Consider the following 22682-nt stretch of genomic DNA (forward strand, 5'->3'; position numbering starts at 1 on the left):
TTAGCCTTGATTTGATGACAACCTTGTTGCACTTATGGAGTAAGAAAGTTTTTACTTTCTTAACTACCAAGTAATAGATAGAACTTTATTAAAAAGGGAGACCAGCTTATCACAACGATCTCCCTCTAACTGAATTATTTAAATTCCCTTGTAGCTGCTACTGCCTTTTTCCATCCTGAATATAATTCATCACGCTGTTCGTCTTCCATTTCTTTCGTAAATGTACGGTCATTTTGCCATTGCTTGGCGATTTCCTCTTTATCCTGCCAATAACCTACAGCTAAGCCAGCAAGATAGGCTGCTCCAAGGGCTGTTGTTTCCTGCACTACTGGACGTTCTACAGGCACACTCAGCATATCACTTTGAAATTGCATCAGAAGATCATTTTTAACTGCCCCGCCGTCGACTCTTAATGCCTTTAATTCAATCCCTGAGTCAACGATCATTGCATCGAGCACATCCTTCGTTTGATATGCTAATGATTCTAGTGTTGCGCGAATAAAATGCTCCTTTGTTGTTCCCCGAGTTAATCCAAATACAGCACCACGTGCATCACTATCCCAGTATGGTGTTCCAAGACCAACAAACGCAGGGACCATATACACCCCATCCGTTGTATCCACTTGTTTAGCAAACGCCTCACTTTGAGGAGCACTTTCAATTAATTTCAAACCATCTCGTAACCACTGGATTGCAGAACCTGCAACGAAAATACTTCCCTCTAAAGCGTATTCTACTTTTCCATCAACACCCCACGCTAATGTAGTTAAAAGTCCATTTTCTGACTGAACAGCTTTCTCACCAGTATTCATTAACATAAAGCAACCTGTTCCGTACGTATTTTTTGCCATTCCCTGTTCAAAGCACGCTTGACCAAATAGTGCTGCTTGCTGGTCACCAGCAATTCCAGCGATTGGCACCTCATGTCCATAGAAGTGGTAACTAACAGTATTTGCATAAACTTCAGAAGACTGGCGTACCTCTGGCAGCATACTTTTCGGCACGGTTAGAATATCAAGTAACTCATCATCCCATTTAAGATCATAAATATTGAACATTAATGTACGAGATGCATTTGAATAATCTGTGATATGGGTTTTCTTACCTGAAAGCTGATAAACAAGCCATGTATCCATCGTGCCAAATAATAGATCGCCTGCTTCCGCTTTTTCTCTAGCACCTTCAACATTATCAAGAATCCATTTTACCTTTGTTCCGGAAAAATATGGATCAATCAGCAAGCCGGTTTTTTCTCTAATAATATCGTTATAGCCTTGTTCAGCTAACGATTTACATATAGACTCTGTTTGCCTTGATTGCCAGACGATAGCATGATATATCGGTTTCCCAGTATGTTTATCCCAAACAACCGTTGTTTCACGCTGATTTGTAATCCCAATACCAGCAATCTGGCTCGGGTCAACATCTGATTTCCGCAGTACATCAGCGATACAAGCTAGTACAGATGTCCAAATCTCATTCGCGTCATGTTCTACCCAACCTGGTTTTGGGAAAAATTGCTGGAATTCCTTTTGTCCTGTTTCCACAATTTCGCCTTTATGATTAAATAAAATTGCTCTTGAACTTGTTGTTCCTTGATCTAATGATAAAATGTATTTTTCGCTCATGATATTCTCTCCTATCCAATTTTTTCTTGTATTTTTTGCGAACTATTATCACTTTTCGTTAATTCTGTATATGCTGCTCCAACTATAATAACTGCTACAATCACACTAAAAATCCAAAACAGGGTAGAGAAGTTTCCTAAGAATATTGCATGATAAAACACTGCTCCATATATTCCACCAAGTATTGGACCGACGATAGGAATCCATGAATAGCTCCAGTCTGAGCTGCCTTTACCAGGAATCGGCAGTAACGCATGTGCAATTCGTGGGCCTAAGTCGCGTGCAGGATTTATCGCATAACCTGTAGTTCCTCCAAGGGACATACCAATAGCGACGATTAATGCACCAACGATTAATGGATTTAAACCTTCTGTAAATTCATTTGCACCAATAAACATTAGCCCCATCACTAAAATAAATGTTCCAATTATTTCACTAATTAAATTAGAGAATGGACTTCGAATCGCTGGACCAGTTGAGAACACAGCTAGTTTTGCAGCTTGATCCTTCGTAGCTTTCCAATGCGGCAAATAATTAAGAAATACGATAATTCCCCCGATAAACGCGCCGAGAATTTGCGCACTAATATATACTGGAACCTTTGCCCATGGAAAATCACCAACAGATGCAAATCCCAATGTTACAGCTGGATTTAAGTGTGCACCTGTAAACTTCCCTACTGCATATACCCCCATTGTAACAGCTAATCCCCAACCAATTGTGATTACAATCCAGCCTGCCCCTTCTGCTTTCGTATTTTTCAATACTACACCGCCGACTACTCCGCCACCGAAGATGATAAGAACCATTGTGCCAATCAATTCACCTAAGAACTCCGACATCCCACTACACCCCTTTTGATTTATATTTTTCTACCTATGGCTTGCCCTAGATTTTCTTGGACAGCCTTCATTCACTATGGAAGACAGCAACGTCTTACCTATTACTATCTTACTAGCGAACTAGTAAAATTATGAAACAGAAAGAGACCCACAATACAATAAACATACTCCTCCCTAAGCTAGTACGATTGCAATGTGGGTCTCCATTTCTCCATCACATAATTAACTTGTCTATTCACTATATCTCATTTTGTAACCGCTGTCAAACGATTTTCCTAAACTAGTAAAAAATTTCACTTAAGAAATGAGTACAGTTGTTAACTAATCTTCAAATTGAAGGATAGCATTTAGTAGTGGAAATAAAGTACGGACTAAGCGCAACGTTGATTTCCGCTACGGACAGTCGCTTTCCGTGGGCAACGCATCAGCTACTGCGGGAGGAATGGCCTCGGCGAGACTTCGAAGTTAGTACTGCAAGAAGGCTCGCCAGGCCCCCTAAGGTGCGCTCTGTGTATTTCTGGAGCGAGCGGCCTGAGAGAAATCTCTTAATAAATTTGTCCGCAGTCTATATAAATAGCAACTTATCTTAATTCGAGTTTTATTAAAAATCCCATAAATATTTCTCAGATGTAGAAATAGCAATTGCACCTGCATCGAGTGCATTTCTGACATCCTCTTCCTTTGTAATTAATCCACCAGCAATAAGCGGCAGCTTCGTATTTTCATAAATTTGTTCTATCATGCTAGGCATTAATCCAGGAAGAACCTCGATACAATCTGGTCGTGAACGTTCAATAAGTTTTAAATTATGATCCAGTGCTAAACTATCAAGTAAGAACATCCGCTGAATCGCTAATAGCTTATGTTTCTTTGCCAACGATATAACATTTGCCCTTGTCGATAAAATGCCATCTGGCTTAATTTCACGAATTAAAAACTCCATTCCATATTCATCTGCTTTCAACCCTTGTATTAAGTCAAAATGAATAAGGACCTTCTTATTTGCTCGTTTTGCATAATCGACCATACTCTTCAACTGCCCGAGCCGGGTTTCTAAGAAAATAATAGTTTCATGTCTAGTTTCCAAGGCTTTGTCAAAATTTTTCATCGATCGAATTGCAGGAATTACTCCTTTAGGAACGTCCATTTTTTCACCGCCTAGAACTATTTCTCTTTTCCATCTCTTCTTTTGTATAAATTAGTTTCATTGGATTCCCCCCTACAAAAGCACCTGCAGGCACGTCCTTGTGTATGACTGCTCCTGCCGATACAATCGCACGGTCACCGATTGTTATACCAGGTAAAATGGTCGTATTGGCGCCAATCATTACCTCGTCGCCAATACTCACTTCCCCCAGTCTATATTCATCAATTAAATATTCATGTGCCAAGATTGTTGTGTTATAACCAATGATACTATTTCTTCCAATCTTTATTTTTTCAGGGAACATAATATCTGGAGTGACCATAAACGCAATCGCTGTATGATCGCCGATTTTCATTTTTAGGAATGTGCGATATAACCAGTTTTTCAACCCCATAAAAGGGACGAATTTAACGATTAGGATGATAACCGTATTTTTAAAAACCTTCCAAAATGATACTGTTTTATATAATTGCCATAATGAATTAGGTCCTTCTATCTTATATCGCTCGGTTTTCCGCATACACCTACACTCCTACTATTGTCAATAAATCACGCATATCCTCTATCAGATATGTTGGATGATGTGCGAGAAGACGTTCTCTTCCTTTCAATGACCAAGCAACTCCAGCAGTCAGTACACCAGCATTATTCCCAGATTCAATATCGTGAGAGTTGTCACCAACCATTAAGGTCGCACTTGCTTCGGCACCTAATGTCTGCATTGCTTTCATAACCGGTTCCGGATGTGGCTTCGGATGCGTTACATCATCTAACGTAATAATCGTATCGAAAAATGAATCCAATCCTGTAAGTACTAACCCTTTTATTGCAGTTGCCTTCATCTTTGTAGTGACAATTCCCAGTCTTATATTATTCTTTTTTAGTTCTTCTAAGGTTTCCCTTACTAGTGGAAAAGCTTTAACATAATTATCATGTTCCGCAAGATTATGTTCCCGATACTTTGCAATCATTTCTTCTACCCGATCCGGATCAATATTATGAAATGTTTCGATTAGTGGCGGTCCATTAAAATCGATTATCTCTTCTTCTGTAAATGTTAGTTGATAGTGATTAAAAGTATACTTAAATGAATCGATAATAAGCTGGTTCGTATCAATTAGTGTTCCATCTAAATCAAAAAGTACCGTATCTATGTTCATTTTTTGCTTCCTTCCGTTTACTATTCTCTGCACGTCTCCAGAAAAAGGCGACGATGATAGTCATAATAATTGCTGTTGATAATCGAATAACCAATAATGGCCAAACTGGAATTCCTAATGGGATAAAGACTAGCGTATCCTCTACTACGGCATGACAAGAAACAAGAAAGATTAGTGCAAGATACATATCCTTTTTAGAAACACCATCTTCTTTTACTGCTTGAATCATTAGACCTGCACCATAAGCTAGACCAATCGTTAAACCAGCAACCATTGTCATCGATGCACTCTTATCCATCCCAAGGAATTTCATGAACGGTGCAAGTAAATTGGATAGCTTCGTAAGCCAGCCTTTTTCACGTAAAAATTGCATGATAATCATTAATGGAATAACAATTAATGCCAATTGTATAATAGCGATTATTGCTGTTTCGATACCATGCAGGATAATTTCTCCCCATCCGACTGGCGCTACCTCAGTTGCAGATATTAAACCATATTGTGCAAGTTCTCCACCACCGCTCCATAATAAATTTATTACAAACGCAGCGAATATCGCGAGGAACACGCGAACTCCAACAATAATCCACCATCGCACTCCAACTCTTGAGGCAACAGCAGATTCTATAAACAGATTATGTGAGAAAGAAAGCATCATTGCCATAATGAATACCTCTTTTACACTAAAATCAAAAGAGACAATAGCAGCAATACCCGCATATAAATTTAAGGTGTTACCGAGAACTAGCGGGACTGCTGCTTCTCCTGACAGGCCAATCAAACCCATGATTGGCTCTAATTGTTCAATAATCCAAGGTAACACAGGCGTAAATTGTAATATTGTCACAATTAACGTAATCGGAAAAATAACCTTTCCTAACGTCCAAGTTGTTGTTAAACCTTGTAAAAATCCACGTTTCAATATCCCATTCATTCAATATCCCACCTTGCAAATTAACTTATTATTGTTATTTTCTCTTCTTTTGCTTCCTTGCTTTGTTGCCATTCTTTGGTGATTTTTTCTCCGGAGGTGGAACATCATTATATCTGACAGTCGTTGTTTTCCGACGATAGATGATCAATATAATACCAATAATAATTAACACAATCGACAGAAGCTGAGCCGTTCTCAGTTCACCAATAACATATAAACTATCTGTTCGCATTCCTTCAATGAAATAGCGTCCAATCGAATAGAAAATAATATAGCTTAAGAATATTTCTCCACGTAAAACATTCATTCTGCGCAATAATAGTAATAGTACGAAGACGAGTATATTCCATGTTGATTCATATAAAAATGTTGGATGGTATGTGACACCATCAATTGTCATTTGGTTCATAATAAAATCTGGCAGCACCTGATAAAACGTAGCAATCGAATCTTCTGAGATTGGTCCACCATGTGCCTCTTGATTCATGAAATTCCCCCAGCGGCCAATTGCTTGTCCTAAAATAAGGCTTGGTGCAACAATATCTGCTAATTGCCAAAAGGATATCTTTCTAACTCGAGCAAAAACAATCGCCGTTAAGACTCCCCCTATAACAGCACCATGGATTGCAATTCCACCTTCCCAGATTGCAAATACACCCCACCATGGGCCATTGGCGTATCGCTCCCATTCAAAAATCACATAATAAATCCGTGCAAAAATAATTGCTATTGGAACAGCAAAGACGATAAAATCAATCAATAATTCCTTATTAAGCCTTAAGCGATCTGCCTCTTTCATCGCTAGCCATAGTCCTAGTGCAGCTCCAGCTGCAATAATCACACCATACCAATAAATGGTTAGAGGACCAATTTCCAAAAATACGCGATCTATCGGTGCAACATTATAAATCATCTAACCATCCCCTATTTTAAAGAGTCTTTTTCATGCTCAATCATATTTGTTAAACGATCAGAGAATTCCTGTGCTGCGTTTACTCCCATTCTTTTCAGTCGAAAATTCATTGCTGCAACCTCAATAATAACTGCGAGGTTTCTTCCAGGCCGAACAGGTATGGTTGCATTTGGTAAGTGAACATCCATAATTTTCATTTGATTATCATCAAGACCTAAGCGCTCATACTGCTTGCCTTCTTCCCAGTTTTCCAGGGTAATTACCATTGATATCCGCTTTTTTGTTCTAACAGACCCAGCACCAAATAAAGTCATTACGTTAATGATACCAAGACCGCGAATTTCCAGCATATGTTCAATTAGTGGTGGGGCATTTCCGATTAGGCTATCGTAATCTTCTTGTCTAATTTCTACATTATCATCCGCAACTAGTCGATGTCCGCGCTTTACAAGCTCCAATGCTGTCTCACTTTTACCGACTCCGCTCTGACCTGTTATTAGTACCCCAACACCATATATATCTACTAATACACCATGAATAGCTGTAAAAGGAGCAAATTTCCCTTCAAGGAAATTGGTAATCCGACTAATAACCCTCGTTGTTTTTCTAGGTGACCGCAGAATTGGTACACCTGCTTCATTTGCAGCCTCGATCAATATCTCAGGAACCTTCATCCCTCTTGAAATAATTATTCCCGGGGTAATATCTGTACAAAGTCGTTCGGCACGATCTCTCTTTTCTTCATCCGTAAGTTCTAGGAAATATGCCATTTCTGTTTTCCCGATCAACTGTAATCTTTCCTTTGGATAATATTTGAAATATCCAGTCATTTCCATACCAGGACGCGAAATATCGCTGGTGATAATTTCTCTATGTAAGCCATCTTTTCCTGCAATTAATGTCAAATTAAAATTGTCTACTAAGTCTCTTGTTCTTACTGTTATTCCCATCTTTCATTAATCCCTCCATTCAATTTCGCTAACTGATTCTAATTGTAGCATTAGAAAACTTCGTTGTCACCAAGCCTGAAAACTGCCTTGCCAAAAAACGTAGGCAGTGCGCCTACGTTTTTTGTGATCTTACGTGGTTAATTATTCCAAGATTGTTGCGTATTGTACCAGCTAAATCGTCTGAACTAAAATTCCCAGGTATAAAATTGCTCTACCCCTAAACGCAATTTAGCACGCTCTTTCGCATCCATTGCAGGATCCTCATTCGGCCGTTGCAAATTAAGTGAGACATTTGCTTGCGAATCATGAGCTAATATTGCCTCCAGCTTTTTATCAAAGAACGGAGTAATATCATTGGTAATATCTGGCGCTCCTAATGCTTCAAGGTGATTATTAGAAAAAGCTTGTGCCCAAATGGTTGGACGATTCTCTGGGTTCATTTGTGCGACCGCTTCAATAGCTGCTGCACCAAATGCATTATGGTCAGGATGAACTGCATAATCTGGGTAATGTGTAATTACGAGGCTTGGCTTTATTTTATCTAAATAGCCTTTCAGATTTGCTGCCATTTCCTTTCTATCTTCAAATTCAATTGTCTTGTCACGGTATCCTAGCATTTCTAAATCGATATCCAGAACTTCACACGCTTTGATTAGTTCCTTTTTACGAATACCTGGAAGAGATTCTCGGTTTGCATATGTAGGTGTACCCATATTTCTTCCCATCTCACCTAATGTTCCACATAAATATGTAACGGGAACGCCTTCATTGCGAAATTTAGCAATTGTTCCCGCAGCACCAAATGCTTCATCATCCGGATGTGGATAAATAACAACAACATGTTTTTCCATAACGACCACCTATTTCCTGTTTATTTAAACGGTGCTTCACTTATTTCAAGAGCAACCATCAGACGCCCTTCACGATCATGTCCAGCTAATAGTAGCTGTTTATCCTCGTTGATAACCCAATCGGATAATCCTTCTGCATAAACCCAGCCTATTTCTGTCTTTAAACCAACACGATAGGATCTCCCATTGCCAACTATTTTGGCTTTGCTGAATGAAAGCTTAGCATTACGAATATACGCCCCAACATTATAAGCCCTCTCATTAATATGACTTGCATAAGCCCCGTTGGTTGTCTCGAGGTGGACATAAACCTCTTTATTTTCAAATTCCTGTAACATCTCTTGTACTTTATCAATTTCAATTGGCTTCACAGTAACATCTCCAACTTTCTATCCATTCTATATAACAGATTACTTCCACCAAGCATCAAACATTGAAGCTGGCTGGTGTCGTTTATGCTGAGAAATTAGATAACGGGCTTCAATTTTAGCCGCATCCTCTGCAGCTACAACCTTTCCTTCTAGGTAATCATCAAGCACATCATAGCTTATCCCTAATTCCGTTTCATCTGACTGCAGTGGCTTATGGTCGAGTAGATCTGCTGTTGGCACCTTCAAATACAGTCTATCTATCGCACCCAGTTCTTTCAATAGTGCACGTCCTTGACGTTTATTTAATCCTGCAAGTGGCAAAACATCAGCCCCACCATCACCATATTTCGTATAAAAGCCTGTTACATTTTCTGCTGCGTGGTCTGTTCCAATCACAAGTAAATCATTCATTCCACCAATTGCATAATGTGCAATCATCCTGATTCTTGCCTTCACATTCCCTTTATCAAAATCACTCAACTCCTCGTCCGCTGCAGTTAAATAGCTTGCAGTAAACGCATCTACAGCCTGAGTAATATTTAAGGTAATCGATTTATCTGGTTTGATAAAATCTAATGCTAGCAGTGCGTCCTCTTCATCTGCCTGTTGCATATATGGCAATCGAACAGCAGTAAAGCTTGCATCCTTACCTTCACTTCGCAATTCTTCTACGGCTAATTGTGCTAGTTTACCAGCCAAGGTAGAATCTTGCCCACCACTAATACCTAATACAAATCCATTGGAAGTAGATTTCGATAAATATACTTTAAGAAAATCAATTCGATTACGGATCTCCTCTTTAGGATCTATCACTGGTTTTACATGAAGTTCATTAATTATTTGTTGTTGAAAACTCATGGAATTTCTTCCTCCTATTCATTAACTATGAGGCAAACATTCATATTCACGTTACTATAATATCATAATTTTGATTGCTAGGTTTCTTCCTGTACTTTTAGCATAGCAATAATTTTCATGTAGGTTCATTTTGTATTGTTTATTACTATTTAAAGTGCGAACTGTTTTAATGTGCTACGGATTCTCAGACCAGTCGCTCCAGAAATACACGGAGCGCACCTTAGGGGAGCTGGTGAGCCTTCTTGTGCTTGCGCACCTCGAAGTCTCACCTAGGCTCTGCTTCCCGCAGGAGTCTTCGTGTATTTCTTCCGCTGGAGATAGTGCAGTAACTAGAAATGGCAAACCTACTAGTGATCGTAATTGATTTAGCTCGAGGAATGAAGACTCTAATAGCACCTCCCCACCCAGATCTGAAATCACAATTTTCACTAGTTCGCACTTTATATCAACTGTAACTAGGAACTATCGCTTGGCAGGTTGTATATGTTCTAATATCAGAGCCACTGTAACTTCTGGTGATTTGTTTGCCCTCTTATATTAGGCTTACCCTTGTTTTGAGTGAAAGAAACAGTGAATACTTTGCCTGAGAAAGACGTAAGGCAGTAAATAGCTGTTATACTACTTACTGCCTTCCTTTTATTTCGTGCTGATTTTTTCTTTTGTTTCAATTAATTCCTCCATCCGCTGACGATCACGTTCTAAAACTTCCTTTAAATAACGCCCTGTATACGAAACATCAGTAGCTTCAGCTATTTCTTCAGGTGTTCCAGTTGCAACAATTGTGCCACCTCGGTCTCCACCTTCAGGACCTAAATCGATAATATGGTCTGCGGTCTTAATCACATCTAAATTATGCTCAATGATTACAACTGTATCTCCATTATCCACCAGTCGTTTCAAGACAACTAATAATCGTTTAATATCATCTACATGTAGTCCTGTTGTTGGTTCATCAAGAATATAAACCGTTTTTCCGTTAGAACGTTTATGAAGTTCGCTAGCCAGCTTCACCCGCTGTGCTTCTCCACCAGACAATGAGGTTGCCGGCTGTCCCAATGTAACATAACCAAGACCAACATCATTTAACGTTTCCAGTTTGCGTTTAATCTTTGGTATCGGTGCAAAAAATTCTACAGAATCTTCAATGCGCATATCCAAGATATCTGCAATAGACTTACCTTTATATTTAACTTCCAGCGTTTCGCGGTTATAACGTTTTCCATGACATACCTCACATGGGACATAAACATCAGGGAGAAAATGCATTTCGATTTTGATAATACCATCGCCACGGCAAGCTTCACAGCGGCCACCTTTTACATTAAAACTAAAGCGGCCCTTCTTATAGCCACGCACCTTTGCTTCGTTGGTTTGTGCGAATACATCGCGGATATCGTCAAACACACTTGTATAGGTTGCTGGGTTTGATCTTGGCGTTCGGCCAATAGGTGATTGATCAATATCAATTACTTTCTCTATGTTCTCCAGCCCTTTAATAGCTTTATGTTTTCCAGGTTTATGTTTACCACGGTAAAGTTGTTTAGCAAGAGATTTATATAAAATTTCATTAACTAGAGTACTTTTTCCAGAGCCTGATACTCCGGTAACGACAGTCATTAAACCAATTGGGATTTTTACGGAAACATTCTTAAGATTATTTTCCGCAGCACCAACAATTTCTATTTTTCGTTTATCTGCTTTTCGTCGTTCTGCTGGTAATGCAATAAATTCTTTGCCAGCTAGATATCGACCAGTCAAGGAATTTGGATTGTTGATAACATTTTCTGGTGTATCACTTGCAATCACTTGGCCACCATGTTCTCCAGCCCCTGGGCCAATATCAATCAACCAGTCTGCTGCACGCATCGTATCTTCATCATGCTCGACTACGATTAATGTATTATCTAAATCACGCATATGCTGTAATGTTTCAATTAGCCGATCATTATCACGCTGATGAAGTCCTATTGATGGTTCATCAAGGACATAAAGGACACCAGTTAATGCTGAACCAATCTGTGTTGCTAAGCGTATCCGCTGTGCCTCTCCACCAGATAAGGTACCCGCAGTACGTGATAGCGTTAAATAATCAAGCCCAACATTTAATAAGAATTCCAGACGATTATCAATTTCCTTCAAAATCATTTTAGAAATTTGTTGTTCTTTTTCTGTTAGTTCAAGATGCTTAAAGAACTCCAATGATTCAGCAATTGAGTAATCTGTTACATTACTAATGTGAAAACCATTGATTAACACCGCTAAAGCTTCTTGTTTCAGACGATGGCCTTTACAGGTTTTACATGCGCTTTGCGCCATATATTTTTCTAATGTTTCACGAATAAATTCAGAAGATGTCTCGCGATAACGTCGTTTAACATTATTGATGACCCCTTCGAATAAAATATCGGTATCACGGATATTACCAAATTCATTTTCATAATAGAAATGAATTTTTTCTTTGCCACTACCATATAGAATAATATCAAGTTGTTCTTTCGGAATATCTTTAACTGGAATATCCATATCAATATTAAAATGATCACAAGCACTTTTCAGCAGCTGTGGGTAATACTGCGAGCTAATTGGTTCCCACGGCGCTATTGCACCGTCATTCAGTGTCCTTTCATAGTCAGGAATTACTAAATCAACATCAACCTCTAATTTAGTTCCCAATCCATCACATGTAGGACACGCTCCGAATGGACTGTTAAATGAAAATAATCGAGGTTCGAGCTCACCAATTGAAAAACCGCAAATTGGACATGCATGATTCTCACTGAAGGTCAATTCCTCTTCACCGATTACATCGACTATTATTGTTCCTTCCCCTAGACCAAGTGCCGTTTCGATTGAATCACTTAGACGTCCAGTAATTCCTTCTTTGACAACAATTCGATCGACAACAACTTCAATTGAATGCTTTTTATTCTTTTCCAGCTTGATTTCTTCGGTTACTTCCCGCATTTCTTTATCTACGCGAATTCGAACATATCCTTCTTGTTTCAGCTTTTCAAAGACTTTTACATGTTCGCCCTTACGTCCAGAAATAATTGGTGCTAGAATTTGAATCTTTGTCCGTTCGGGATATTCCAAAATACGATCGACCATTTGCTGTACCGTTTGCGAGCTAATTTCAATGCCGTGTTTTGGGCATGTTGGTCTCCCCACTCTTGCATACAGTAATCGTAAATAGTCATAGATTTCTGTCACCGTTCCAACAGTTGATCTTGGATTTTTACTTGTTGTTTTTTGGTCAATTGAAATTGCTGGCGATAATCCTTCGATTGAATCCACATCTGGCTTATCCATTTGTCCTAAAAATTGTCTTGCATAAGCAGATAGGGATTCAACATAACGCCGTTGCCCCTCTGCATAAATCGTATCAAAGGCGAGTGATGATTTTCCTGAACCAGATAGTCCAGTTACAACGACTAATTTGTTTTTAGGAATTGATAGATCAATATTTTTTAAATTATTTGCTCTTGCACCTAATATTTCAATTTTCTTCCTTGACATGCTATCATCACGCTCCCGCTTTCAATTCAAAGATAATATCACGAAGTTCTGCAGCCTTTTCAAAATCAAGCGACTTGGCGGCTTCCTTCATTTCCTTCTCCATTTGATTGATTACTTTTTCTTTTTCTTTCTTCGATAGGTTCGTTAATTTCTTTGTAGGGCTTTCATATTCTGTTTGCTCTTCAGCCGCGATCGTCGCTTGAATAACATCACGAATTTCCTTCTTAATGGTTTTTGGTGTGATATGGTGTTTTTCATTATATGCCATTTGAATTTCCCGACGACGATTCGTTTCATCTATCGCCAACTGCATCGAATTCGTTATTTTATCTGCATACATAATTACTCTACCATTCTCATTCCGTGCTGCACGTCCCATCGTTTGAATAAGGGAGCGTTCCGAACGTAAGAACCCTTCTTTATCAGCATCAAGAATAGCAACAAGAGATACTTCTGGGATGTCTAAACCTTCCCGCAGTAAGTTTATTCCAATTAAGACATCGTATTTCCCTACTCGTAAATCACGGATGACTTCAATTCGCTCCAATGTTTTAATCTCTGAATGCAAGTAGGCAACCTTCATACCAAGCTCTTTTAAATAATCAGTCAAATCCTCTGACATCTTCTTCGTTAACGTCGTAACTAGAACACGCTCATTTTTATCGACTCGTTTATTGATTTCTCCTATTAAATTATCAATTTGTCCTTCAATAGGGCGGATTTCAATTTCAGGATCTAATAATCCAGTTGGACGAATAATTTGTTCTGTCATTTCCGGAGTATGCTCCAGCTCATATGGACCAGGTGTCGCTGAAACAAATACAAATTGTTTCGCTTTTGCCTCAAACTCTTCAAATTTTAATGGCCGATTATCAAGTGCAGAGGGAAGTCTAAATCCATGGTCAACCAGAACTTGTTTTCTCGCTTGGTCTCCATTATACATGCCCCTAATTTGCGGCAAGGAAACATGGGACTCATCGACAACTATAAGAAAATCCTCTGGGAAATAATCGATTAGTGTATAAGGTGTTGCCCCTGCTTCTCGTAAAGTTAAATGACGGGAATAGTTTTCAATCCCAGAACAAAAGCCCATTTCATTCATCATTTCTAAATCATAATTGGTCCTTTGCTCAAGTCGCTGTGCTTCTAACAGCTTATTTTCCGCCCGCATTTTTTTTAACTGTTCCTCTAATTCCAATTCAATATTTTTAATTGCCAGCTTCATCTTTTCTTCCCCTGTAACGAAGTGAGATGCAGGGAAAATTGCTATATGCTCTCGATCACCAATAATTTCTCCTGTTAATGCATCGACCTCACGAATACGGTCAATTTCATCACCGAAAAATTCGATGCGATAACAATTTTCTTCTCTTGATGCTGGAATAATTTCTACGGAATCCCCTCGTACTCGAAACGTTCCGCGCTGGAAATTAATATCATTTCTTGCATATTGAATATCTACAAGATTACGTAATAATTGATCCCGATCCTTTTCCATTCCCATTCGAATCGAGAGTACTTGGTTACGGTATTCTTCTGGATTACCGAGACCATATATACATGAAACACTTGCAACAATTAACACATCTTCACGTTCAAATAAAGAAGAGGTTGCAGAGTGACGTAGTTTATCAATTTCATCATTGATGCTCGCATCTTTCTCAATAAAGGTATCTGTAGATGGGACATATGCTTCTGGTTGGTAATAATCATAATAGCTTACAAAATACTCGACAGCATTGTTCGGGAAAAACTCTTTAAACTCACTATATAACTGTCCAGCTAATGTTTTATTGTGGGCAATCACAAGTGTTGGTCGATTAATTTCTTGGACAACATTAGAGATTGTAAAGGTTTTTCCTGTTCCTGTTGCACCGAGTAATGTTTGATATCGCTGTCCTGCTAAAACTTTCTCGGTAATTTCTTTAATTGCCGTTGGTTGATCTCCGGCTGGTTGATATTGCGAAACTAGTTCAAATTTATTTTTCAATCAACACGCCTCCGTTCCTTCTATCCCTATTCTACCATATTATATAATCTATTTTAACAAATAACGAACAAATATTCGATTATAATGCATTGGATGTCTATGTTTATTTTACCCATAAAAAGGATGGAAGAATCATTTTTGCTTAGTTTGTTGCTATTTATATAAAATGAAGCTTATTTTGAATGATATTTGCATCCTTGGCTATCGCTCCAGAAATACACTGCGCGCACCTTAGGGGAACTGATGAGCCTCTTTGTGCTGGCGCACTTCAGAGTCACATCTAGCTCTTCTTCCCGCAGGAGTCTCAGTGTATTTCTTCCACTGAGGATAATGCAGAATCTAAAAACCCAAGATTCCATATCCTTAATATCAACTCTAATAATCATCCATAGCTGAAAAACAATAAATATTTGAGAAAACGGCCAATAGAAAAAACTTCCACCAGTTTGTTGTATGGTGGAAGTTCTTATTAGCTTACGCCACTTTCTAAGATGGAAAATGTCGCTTTTGTGCAATCAATTTCCGCCATTGCTCCGTATGGCAAGATAAACTTCGGTTCTGTGTGGCCGAAGTTCAGATTATAGAGTATTGGTAAATGTTCAAGTTTATATTCTTTCATTACCTGTAAAATTACTTCTTTATATTCGTCATAATAGGTCTCATCTTGTGGTTTGCCAAAAATAATCCCGTTTGCTTTTTGCAAAATCTCTTGTGAAGCATAATTTCTTAGCCAATACTTTAACAATTCTGGTGCAGGCTTCTCTTCTGATGTTTCAAAAAATAGAATACTATCCTGCCAGTATTTTTCTTCTGGCCAAAGGATTGTTCCTTTTGCAAACTCTAAAACTTCGATACAACCGCCAATTAAGCGACCTTTTACAGTCCCACTGCCTAGTAATACTTCATACCCATTATTCGGTTGCAGCTTCCGTCGTGTATCTTTATTGACGATATCCCATTCCAGAAATTCACTTGTCCATTCTTCTGCTGGTTGAATTTCGCCAATTATTTCATTGGAAAACAACGTCCGCTCTATTTTATCAACCGTATATGCATCCATTTCCACATTTTCAGCAAAGTCCGTTAGAATTGCAGGTCCATAAAAGCTAGAGATACCTGCTTTATGACAAAATAGATGAGAAATGGTCACATCAGAATACCCCATAAATACCTTGGGATTTTCCCGCATTGCCTTGAGATCAATGTAAGGGAGTAATCGAATACTATCTTCTCCACCAATATTCGCAATGATTCCCTTAATTGTTTTATCTGCAAATGCGGCATTCAAATCAGCTGCACGTGCTTCAGGATTCTCATAATTATATTTGGACCCCTTTAAGCTATTCGGCATCGGCACAACTTGAAGTCCAAATACTTTTTCAAGCCGTTTTACTCCTTGCTCATATCGCCATTTTAGTTCGGGATCGCCAGCCCCTCCCCAGGAGGGACTAACAGTAGCTACTTTATCTCCTCGTTGCAATTTCTTCGGTTTAATCAGCATGATCGTATCCCCTTTTTGATATTAGGATTCTATTAATTTATACTTACCCGCAAGCTCATGTATCTTCTCAATTATTGCATCTTCCGGATCCTCTTCAGCCTGAATCGTTTCTTTTGACAATGGTGCCAACTGTTGATGGTAACCGATCATAACTGTATGCACGGCATTTTCAAACATTGTTCGATCGTTCGCATCGTTTCCAAAGGCAATATAATTTCCACGCTGAACACCTAATTGCTGAAGTGCGCTCCATTTATCAATTCCCCTGGGACTTAAATCGAACACATTTTCGTCTCCATGTTTATGAATAGTTATATTTAATTTGGATAATTCTTCCTCTAATAGTTCGTTGTCATTTGATTCTAATATCAAGATTTTAACAATAGATGCTAGCGATTCCAACTTCACATTCATAGCTAGTTTAGCAGAATCTAAATTTTGCAAAATTGGATGGTGATTTGGACCAGTATACGAATAATCCCATTCCCCATCAATTAAATATTTCACGTCAAATGACTCGATTAGTCTGCGTATATCAAGCAATTCTCTATCACTAAAAGACTTTGAATAGACAATCTTTCCATTTTGGGAAATAAGCGAACCATTGCCGCCGATCATTGTGTACGAGTGGAAATCCTCCCTTATGACAGGAAGCATATCGCGAATTGGTCTTGCAGAAGCAAATATTACCTCATCTCCATCTTTTGTTAATGCAGCTAAAGCATCAAGAATTTTACCTGCTACCGGCTGCCCCTTAAAACAAATGGTTCCATCTAAATCAAATACAAACTGCATATTATTTCCCCCCCAACTTAATGCCAACTGTAAGCTTAACTAATATTCTTTCGCTTCGATTTTTCTCGGTACGGCTTTGTTGTGAAAATTAATCCCAATTCATGATGATCCCCTTCATAAAATGCACCTTGAACAAATCGCATTTCATTCGCATCATCAACAACTTCTAATTTGAAGTATGCACCACTGCTTTGCAGTGCGCTGTAAAAATCTTGTTCTGAGTTAATTTTTATCCCATTGACTTTAATAATTGATTCACCGATCAGTATATCGAGACGTTCTGCAGGTGTACCAGGAATGATTCCTAGTATTTTCATGCCTTTATCTTCTGGATGAAAATATGGTACATCTGCACGGTCATTCACTTTGTAGCGATATTGAATCCATTCCCTTCCAAAGATAGCGATGATTACTGCAACGAGTGCTAAGCTTGGTGCATATATGCTGCCAATGCCAATAAGAACAACTAAAATACTCAATATGGTAATCGATTTAGCAAGTTTCCTTGCCGCATTTTTTGGCAGACTCCCCCTGACAAAAAAATCAAACCCAAGCACAAATGGAACAAGTAAGATGCTGAATGACTCTCCGCCAATCGAAAAATACGGCCAAAATGGTGCGAAAGGTGTAATCATTCCAGTTGGAACGAGGATGAAGAATGGAATGAGAGCAAACTTCTTTAATCGATGCTGTCCAATCCATATCCCACGATTTCCCAAGACAAGGCTAGGGTATGTCTTATTACGCTTCACATTTTGAATTAGAATTGCCTCTACAAACAGAAGTAAACCCAGCAGAATTACTAAGGACGAGAAATTTACTCCTGAAAAGAAACCTGGGTCTATGTAGGATTGATTTTCTAATATTAACGGTAAGAATAATAGCAAAATAATTGTAATCCCTAATGTATAGCTTGGAGAAAGCATTGTAAACCGCATTCCAATACTTAGTAAAATTGTGATAGCACTTAATAATAGTATCGTGTTATATGAAAATACGAAGCCTGAACCAAGCATAATTAAGGAAAGAATGGTTCCGGAAATTAGGGCTGTTACCCATGTGTTTTTCCATTCTGAAAATAAACCAAATACCTTTACACCGAAATTCAATCGTTCGCTTTTAATTCGAAAATACCCCGCAAAAAAAAGGAGCACTAATGACCAATATATTAAGGGATTTAGAAAAACTTTCCCAATCCCTTTGAGTAATTCTATTAACCATATTTCTACCATCTCGATCACCTTCCATCTCTTGTTAGCTCTTACCTATTCATTCGATATGCAATAGATTTATCCCTGCTTTTGATCATAACCTTCAATCAGTAACGCTATTACATTCAGTCCATGCGGGTTAATCGAATAAAAGAAAAGTCTGGGCTGTCATCATGCCTTCAAATAAAGTTGCACCTATGCAGCAAAATAGTCTCTATATTTTGGATAGCTACTGAATGAAAATCCGCGAGAACATGTCCCGCGGAATGAATGTAGTACCACAAGTAATACTTATTTATAAATCTCTTTTAAAGCTGTTTCTAATTGTTGATCATCTTCACCGCTGCGAATCTTTTCAATGAGTTTTGCTTCTATCATACCTGCTGTTTCCTCATCAACGATTCCAGTAGACTCTAGTTTCTGATCTGCTTGGAATTGTTTTACAGCTTCTTCAGTTTCCTTATTAAAATAACCATCTATTCGACCAGTTTCGTAACCTATACCTGATAACATTAATTGCATATTTGCAATCGCCTCTCCTGTATGGTCTACACGAAGCGGTTCTTCAATAATGATGGGATTAGTATAAAAATATTCAGGCTGTTTAGCATCAATGGTTGGTTCGACACCTTTTTCATTAATCCATTCTCCTTTAGGTGACAACCACTTATTCATCGTTAGCTTAATGGAACTACCATCACCTAATGGAATTGCTTGTTGAACCGTCCCTTTTCCATAGCTTGTTTGACCAACAACATCATAGCCTAATTCCTTCATTGCAACTGCCAATATTTCCGAAGCAGATGCACTTCCTTCATCAATTAATACACTAATTGGATATGGTTTCTTTTCATCCAAATCAGAGTAAATCGGTGTTTTTTCGCCATCTTGGTCCTCTATTTGAATATATGGGATGTCTTTCGGTACAAATTGCTCCAGCATATCCTCGACTACATCTAATAGTCCGCCCGGATTACCACGTACATCAATTACTAGACCTTCAATTCCTTCTTCTTCAAGCATTGTCAATTGTTCACTAAATTCCTTTGCAGTATTCGTAGAAAAATTCGTTACTTCTAGAATACCCGTTTGCTTTCCATCGATTGTTTCAATTTTATTATAAACCGTTTCGACAGGTATTTCATCACGAGTTATCGTAACTGCAAAAGGCTCGGAAGCTCCTGTTCGTTGAATTTCTAATACAACTTCAGATCCTTTTTCACCACGGATTTTTCCAACTGCCTCGTTTAAATTTAACCCTTCCAAACTCTCGCCATCTACGGTTAATACTTGGTCATTTGGTCTTAATCCTGCTTTTTCAGCTGGTGATTCTTTGATTGGTGCAACAATAGTCACAATCCCATTCACCATACTTACTTCAGCACCGATACCTTCAAATGAAGACTCGATTTGGTCATTAAATTGACTCATCGTTTCTACATCCATATAAGAGCTATGTGGGTCTTCAAGAGTTGCAAGCATCCCCTCAATCGCACCTTCAACGAGCTGTGTATCTTCTACATCTTCTAAGTAATTTCCCTTGATTAGGGCAAATGCCTGTGTAACCTTTTCTAAGTTCCCTGAGCTTTGTTTTGCTTTTTCTCCTGTACTTTCTTCTACGATTGTATTCGGCTGCCCTTCAATTTCTGGCTGTGCAAATTTTACACCAGAGTAAGCACCAGCAAATCCTAACACTAATGCTGCGGCTAATAATAAAATGATCTGTGACTTTTTCATCTTCATTCTTCCACCTCGATATTGTTAATTCTTTAGCTTACAAGTATTGCTTAATTACCTGATTACATATTACGAACGAGCAGTTATCGTGGCTCATTTAATGATGTGATATAGAAAAGCATACCATTATCTGCTCCATCTGACTATATTTTTCACTTTGTATTCCATTAATACTTAATATTTACAAAAGCTGTTTTCTTATAAATTTGACTCAAGCTTTCTCATCTTGCAATCATCTGTTACAAACAGATTGTCACCAAGTATTATGATGATAGAGATAAGATGGTATAAAGTGTGAACTAGTTACAGTTTCTATTGCAGCTAGCAAACCAGGCTCTTAAAATATGCAAGTTTGCGACTGCATTAATCTTCTATCCGTAGCGAAGATTAAAGATGATAACTATAACTGGTGCGGTTGCTATTTCTATATCGCTAGTTTTATCAGAAACCCAGCGGAGAATCTACACGAAGACTCCTCGAAAATAATGTACGATTTTCTTAGTGCGATGTATCGATGTCGAAGCCTTCCTTGTCCTGCGGGAAGAAGAGCCTAGGTGAGACTTCGAAGGGTGGCAGCACAAGATGGCCCACCAGCTCCCCGCGGTAAGCGTAGTATATTTTCTCAGCGGTCGTCGGAGGGAAAGCGGCCACCAAATTAGATTTCACGAGTGAGACTGTGCGAAAAAGGCATCACAACAAAAGTGTGATGCCTTGTGAAATCAATCATTTATTTAGTTGATAGTCATCTATTAACGAAGATAAGATAATGGGTTTACAGGATTTCCATAACCACCGATATGAACTTCAAAGTGAAGATGTGGACCTGTTGAATCTCCTGTATTTCCAGTTGCCCCAATTGCTTCCCCTTGACTTACTGTTTGTCCTGGTGAAACTGAAATTCTACTTAAATGTGCCATAACTGTTGTATATGTTTTACCATTAATATGGTGGGAAATCATGATCACATTACCAAAGCTATTCATATATCTAGCTGTACTTACAACACCATCTGCCGGTGCAACTAATGTTGTACCTGAAGCAACACCGAAATCAATTCCATTGTGTGAACCTTGACCACCAAAAATCGGATGTATTCTAGGTCCGAATGAAGAAGTAATTGGTCCTGACGCTGGATAAATAAAGGTACCACCACTACTTACATTACTTGATTGATTCGATTGCTTAGGTGGAGTTGGATTTGCTGATGCTACTTTATTAGTTGACTTTTCAGATGAAGCTTTCTCAGATGAAGCTCTCTCAGATGCTGCTCTCTCAGATGCTGCTCTTTCAGCTGCTTCTTGCTCTGCTGCCGCCTTTTCAGCTGCTATTCTTGCTGCTTCTTCTCTTGCAGCCTGTTCTAATTCCCCTTTTTTATTTTGTGCAAGTGCGATTGCTTGTGCTTTAGATAATTCTTCTGCACGTAAAATTTCTTGTTCATCTTCTAGCGTTAATTTTATTTCTTCCAGTTGTCCATGCTCTTCTTCTAGCTGTGCCATCAATGTAGCTTTTTCGTCCATTTGGTTATCTAATTGACCCTTTAATGCTACTAACTCTTGTTTTTGGCCTTCAATTAATTTTTTCTTATCTTCAACAGCTACTTTTTTAACTTCAACTTCCTCTTTATTATCTTCTAATGTCTTCTTATCTGCTGCTTGCTCTTCCATTATTGTTTTATCCTGATCCATAATCGTATTTACTGCTGAAGATCGGCTAATGAAATCCCCGAAACTTTGTGCACCGAACAATACTTCTATGTATTGCATTTCTCCACCATTTTGCTGAATTGTACGAAGACGGTCTTTTAGTAAAACATTACGTTCTTCAATTCTTTGTTCTAAAACAATAATTTCTTCCTTTAATTTCTCAATTCGACTATTTAAATCTTTTATCTCTTTGTCTGTTTCTTTAATCTCTTTTTCTTTTTCATAAATATCATTGTTCGTTTTAGTCAATTGTTCGTCAATATTACTTATTTCCTGTTCGACCGTTGTTTGCTTGCTCAAATTATCTTGGATTTTACTATCATTATTAGTCTTATCATTCTCAATGGTGTTTTTCTTGCTTTCAAGCTCTTGCTTTTCCCGTTCTAGATTATTGATTTCTTTGTCTAAGTCATCGATTGTTTCCGCAGAAAGATAGGGAACATTTGCTGAACTAACAGTAAGAACTAGTCCCGCTACTAAAACATATTTGAAAACCTTTTTCATTACATTTATTCCTCTTTTCTTTTCATTTTACTTTCGATATTCTATGGTGATTTACATAATCTGCTATGTAT

18 protein-coding genes are annotated in these 22682 nt (G+C 38.3%); all 18 read right to left on the reverse strand.

Going from position 1 to position 22682, the window contains the following annotated elements:
* Positions 1–134 precede the first annotated feature (134 nt).
* The 18 genes from glpK to CUC15_RS14220 all read right to left on the reverse strand — a co-directional run bounded on the left by glpK (position 135) and on the right by CUC15_RS14220 (position 22611).
* Positions 135–1628: a glycerol kinase GlpK gene (gene glpK, locus CUC15_RS14130; protein ID WP_114917273.1), complete on the reverse strand. Its 1494-nt coding sequence runs from the start codon at positions 1626–1628 to the stop codon at positions 135–137.
* Positions 1629–1639: 11 nt separating this feature from the next.
* Complete coding sequence (locus CUC15_RS14135) at positions 1640–2470, reverse strand: MIP/aquaporin family protein (protein ID WP_114917274.1); 831 nt, start codon at positions 2468–2470, stop codon at positions 1640–1642.
* A gap of 601 nt (positions 2471–3071) precedes the next feature.
* Complete coding sequence (locus CUC15_RS14140; RefSeq protein WP_114917275.1) at positions 3072–3617, reverse strand: glycerol-3-phosphate responsive antiterminator; 546 nt, start codon at positions 3615–3617, stop codon at positions 3072–3074.
* Positions 3618–3621: 4 nt separating this feature from the next.
* Positions 3622–4137, reverse strand: a complete 516-nt coding sequence (locus tag CUC15_RS14145) for an acyltransferase (protein ID WP_114917276.1) — start codon at positions 4135–4137, stop codon at positions 3622–3624.
* 4 nt (positions 4138–4141) lie between these two features.
* Positions 4142–4777, reverse strand: coding sequence for a pyrophosphatase PpaX (gene ppaX, locus CUC15_RS14150; protein ID WP_114917277.1), 636 nt, complete (start codon positions 4775–4777; stop codon positions 4142–4144).
* On the reverse strand, positions 4752–5711 hold the full coding sequence (locus CUC15_RS14155; protein ID WP_114917278.1) for a nucleoside recognition domain-containing protein: 960 nt from the start codon (positions 5709–5711) through the stop codon (positions 4752–4754). Before CUC15_RS14155 ends, ppaX begins: the two co-directional genes overlap by 26 nt.
* A 34-nt stretch (positions 5712–5745) precedes the next feature.
* Entirely contained in the window at positions 5746–6624 is an 879-nt protein-coding gene (gene lgt / locus CUC15_RS14160; protein ID WP_114917279.1) for a prolipoprotein diacylglyceryl transferase, read from the reverse strand.
* Positions 6625–6635: 11 nt separating this feature from the next.
* Complete coding sequence (gene hprK, locus CUC15_RS14165) at positions 6636–7574, reverse strand: HPr(Ser) kinase/phosphatase (RefSeq protein WP_114917280.1); 939 nt, start codon at positions 7572–7574, stop codon at positions 6636–6638.
* A 185-nt stretch (positions 7575–7759) separates the two neighbouring features.
* Positions 7760–8425: a bacillithiol biosynthesis deacetylase BshB2 gene (bshB2, locus tag CUC15_RS14170; protein ID WP_114917281.1), complete on the reverse strand. Its 666-nt coding sequence runs from the start codon at positions 8423–8425 to the stop codon at positions 7760–7762.
* Between the two features lie 20 nt (positions 8426–8445).
* Entirely contained in the window at positions 8446–8796 is a 351-nt protein-coding gene (locus CUC15_RS14175) for a YojF family protein (protein WP_114917282.1), read from the reverse strand.
* A gap of 39 nt (positions 8797–8835) precedes the next feature.
* Positions 8836–9654, reverse strand: coding sequence for an NAD(+) synthase (gene nadE / locus CUC15_RS14180; protein WP_114917283.1), 819 nt, complete (start codon positions 9652–9654; stop codon positions 8836–8838).
* A 636-nt stretch (positions 9655–10290) separates the two neighbouring features.
* Positions 10291–13170 carry an excinuclease ABC subunit UvrA gene (gene uvrA, locus CUC15_RS14185; protein WP_114917284.1) on the reverse strand — a complete coding sequence of 960 codons (2880 nt, stop codon included), beginning with the start codon at positions 13168–13170 and terminating at the stop codon, positions 10291–10293.
* Between the two features lie 7 nt (positions 13171–13177).
* Complete coding sequence (gene uvrB / locus CUC15_RS14190; protein WP_114917285.1) at positions 13178–15160, reverse strand: excinuclease ABC subunit UvrB; 1983 nt, start codon at positions 15158–15160, stop codon at positions 13178–13180.
* Positions 15161–15629: 469 nt separating this feature from the next.
* Positions 15630–16661 carry a S66 family peptidase gene (locus CUC15_RS14195; RefSeq protein ID WP_114917286.1) on the reverse strand — a complete coding sequence of 344 codons (1032 nt, stop codon included), beginning with the start codon at positions 16659–16661 and terminating at the stop codon, positions 15630–15632.
* 21 nt (positions 16662–16682) lie between these two features.
* Positions 16683–17456, reverse strand: coding sequence for an HAD-IIB family hydrolase (locus tag CUC15_RS14200; protein ID WP_114917287.1), 774 nt, complete (start codon positions 17454–17456; stop codon positions 16683–16685).
* A 35-nt stretch (positions 17457–17491) separates the two neighbouring features.
* Positions 17492–18688, reverse strand: coding sequence for a PDZ domain-containing protein (locus CUC15_RS14205; protein WP_114917288.1), 1197 nt, complete (start codon positions 18686–18688; stop codon positions 17492–17494).
* A 270-nt stretch (positions 18689–18958) separates the two neighbouring features.
* Entirely contained in the window at positions 18959–20410 is a 1452-nt protein-coding gene (locus CUC15_RS14210; RefSeq protein ID WP_114917289.1) for a S41 family peptidase, read from the reverse strand.
* A 743-nt stretch (positions 20411–21153) separates the two neighbouring features.
* A complete protein-coding gene (locus CUC15_RS14220; RefSeq protein WP_114917291.1) occupies positions 21154–22611 on the reverse strand; it encodes a murein hydrolase activator EnvC family protein in 1458 nt (485 codons plus the stop codon).
* Positions 22612–22682: the final 71 nt, after the last annotated feature.

It is taken from the genome of Oceanobacillus zhaokaii (assembly GCF_003352005.1).
In the GTDB taxonomy this organism is placed as follows: Bacteria; Bacillota; Bacilli; order Bacillales; family Amphibacillaceae; genus Oceanobacillus; species Oceanobacillus zhaokaii.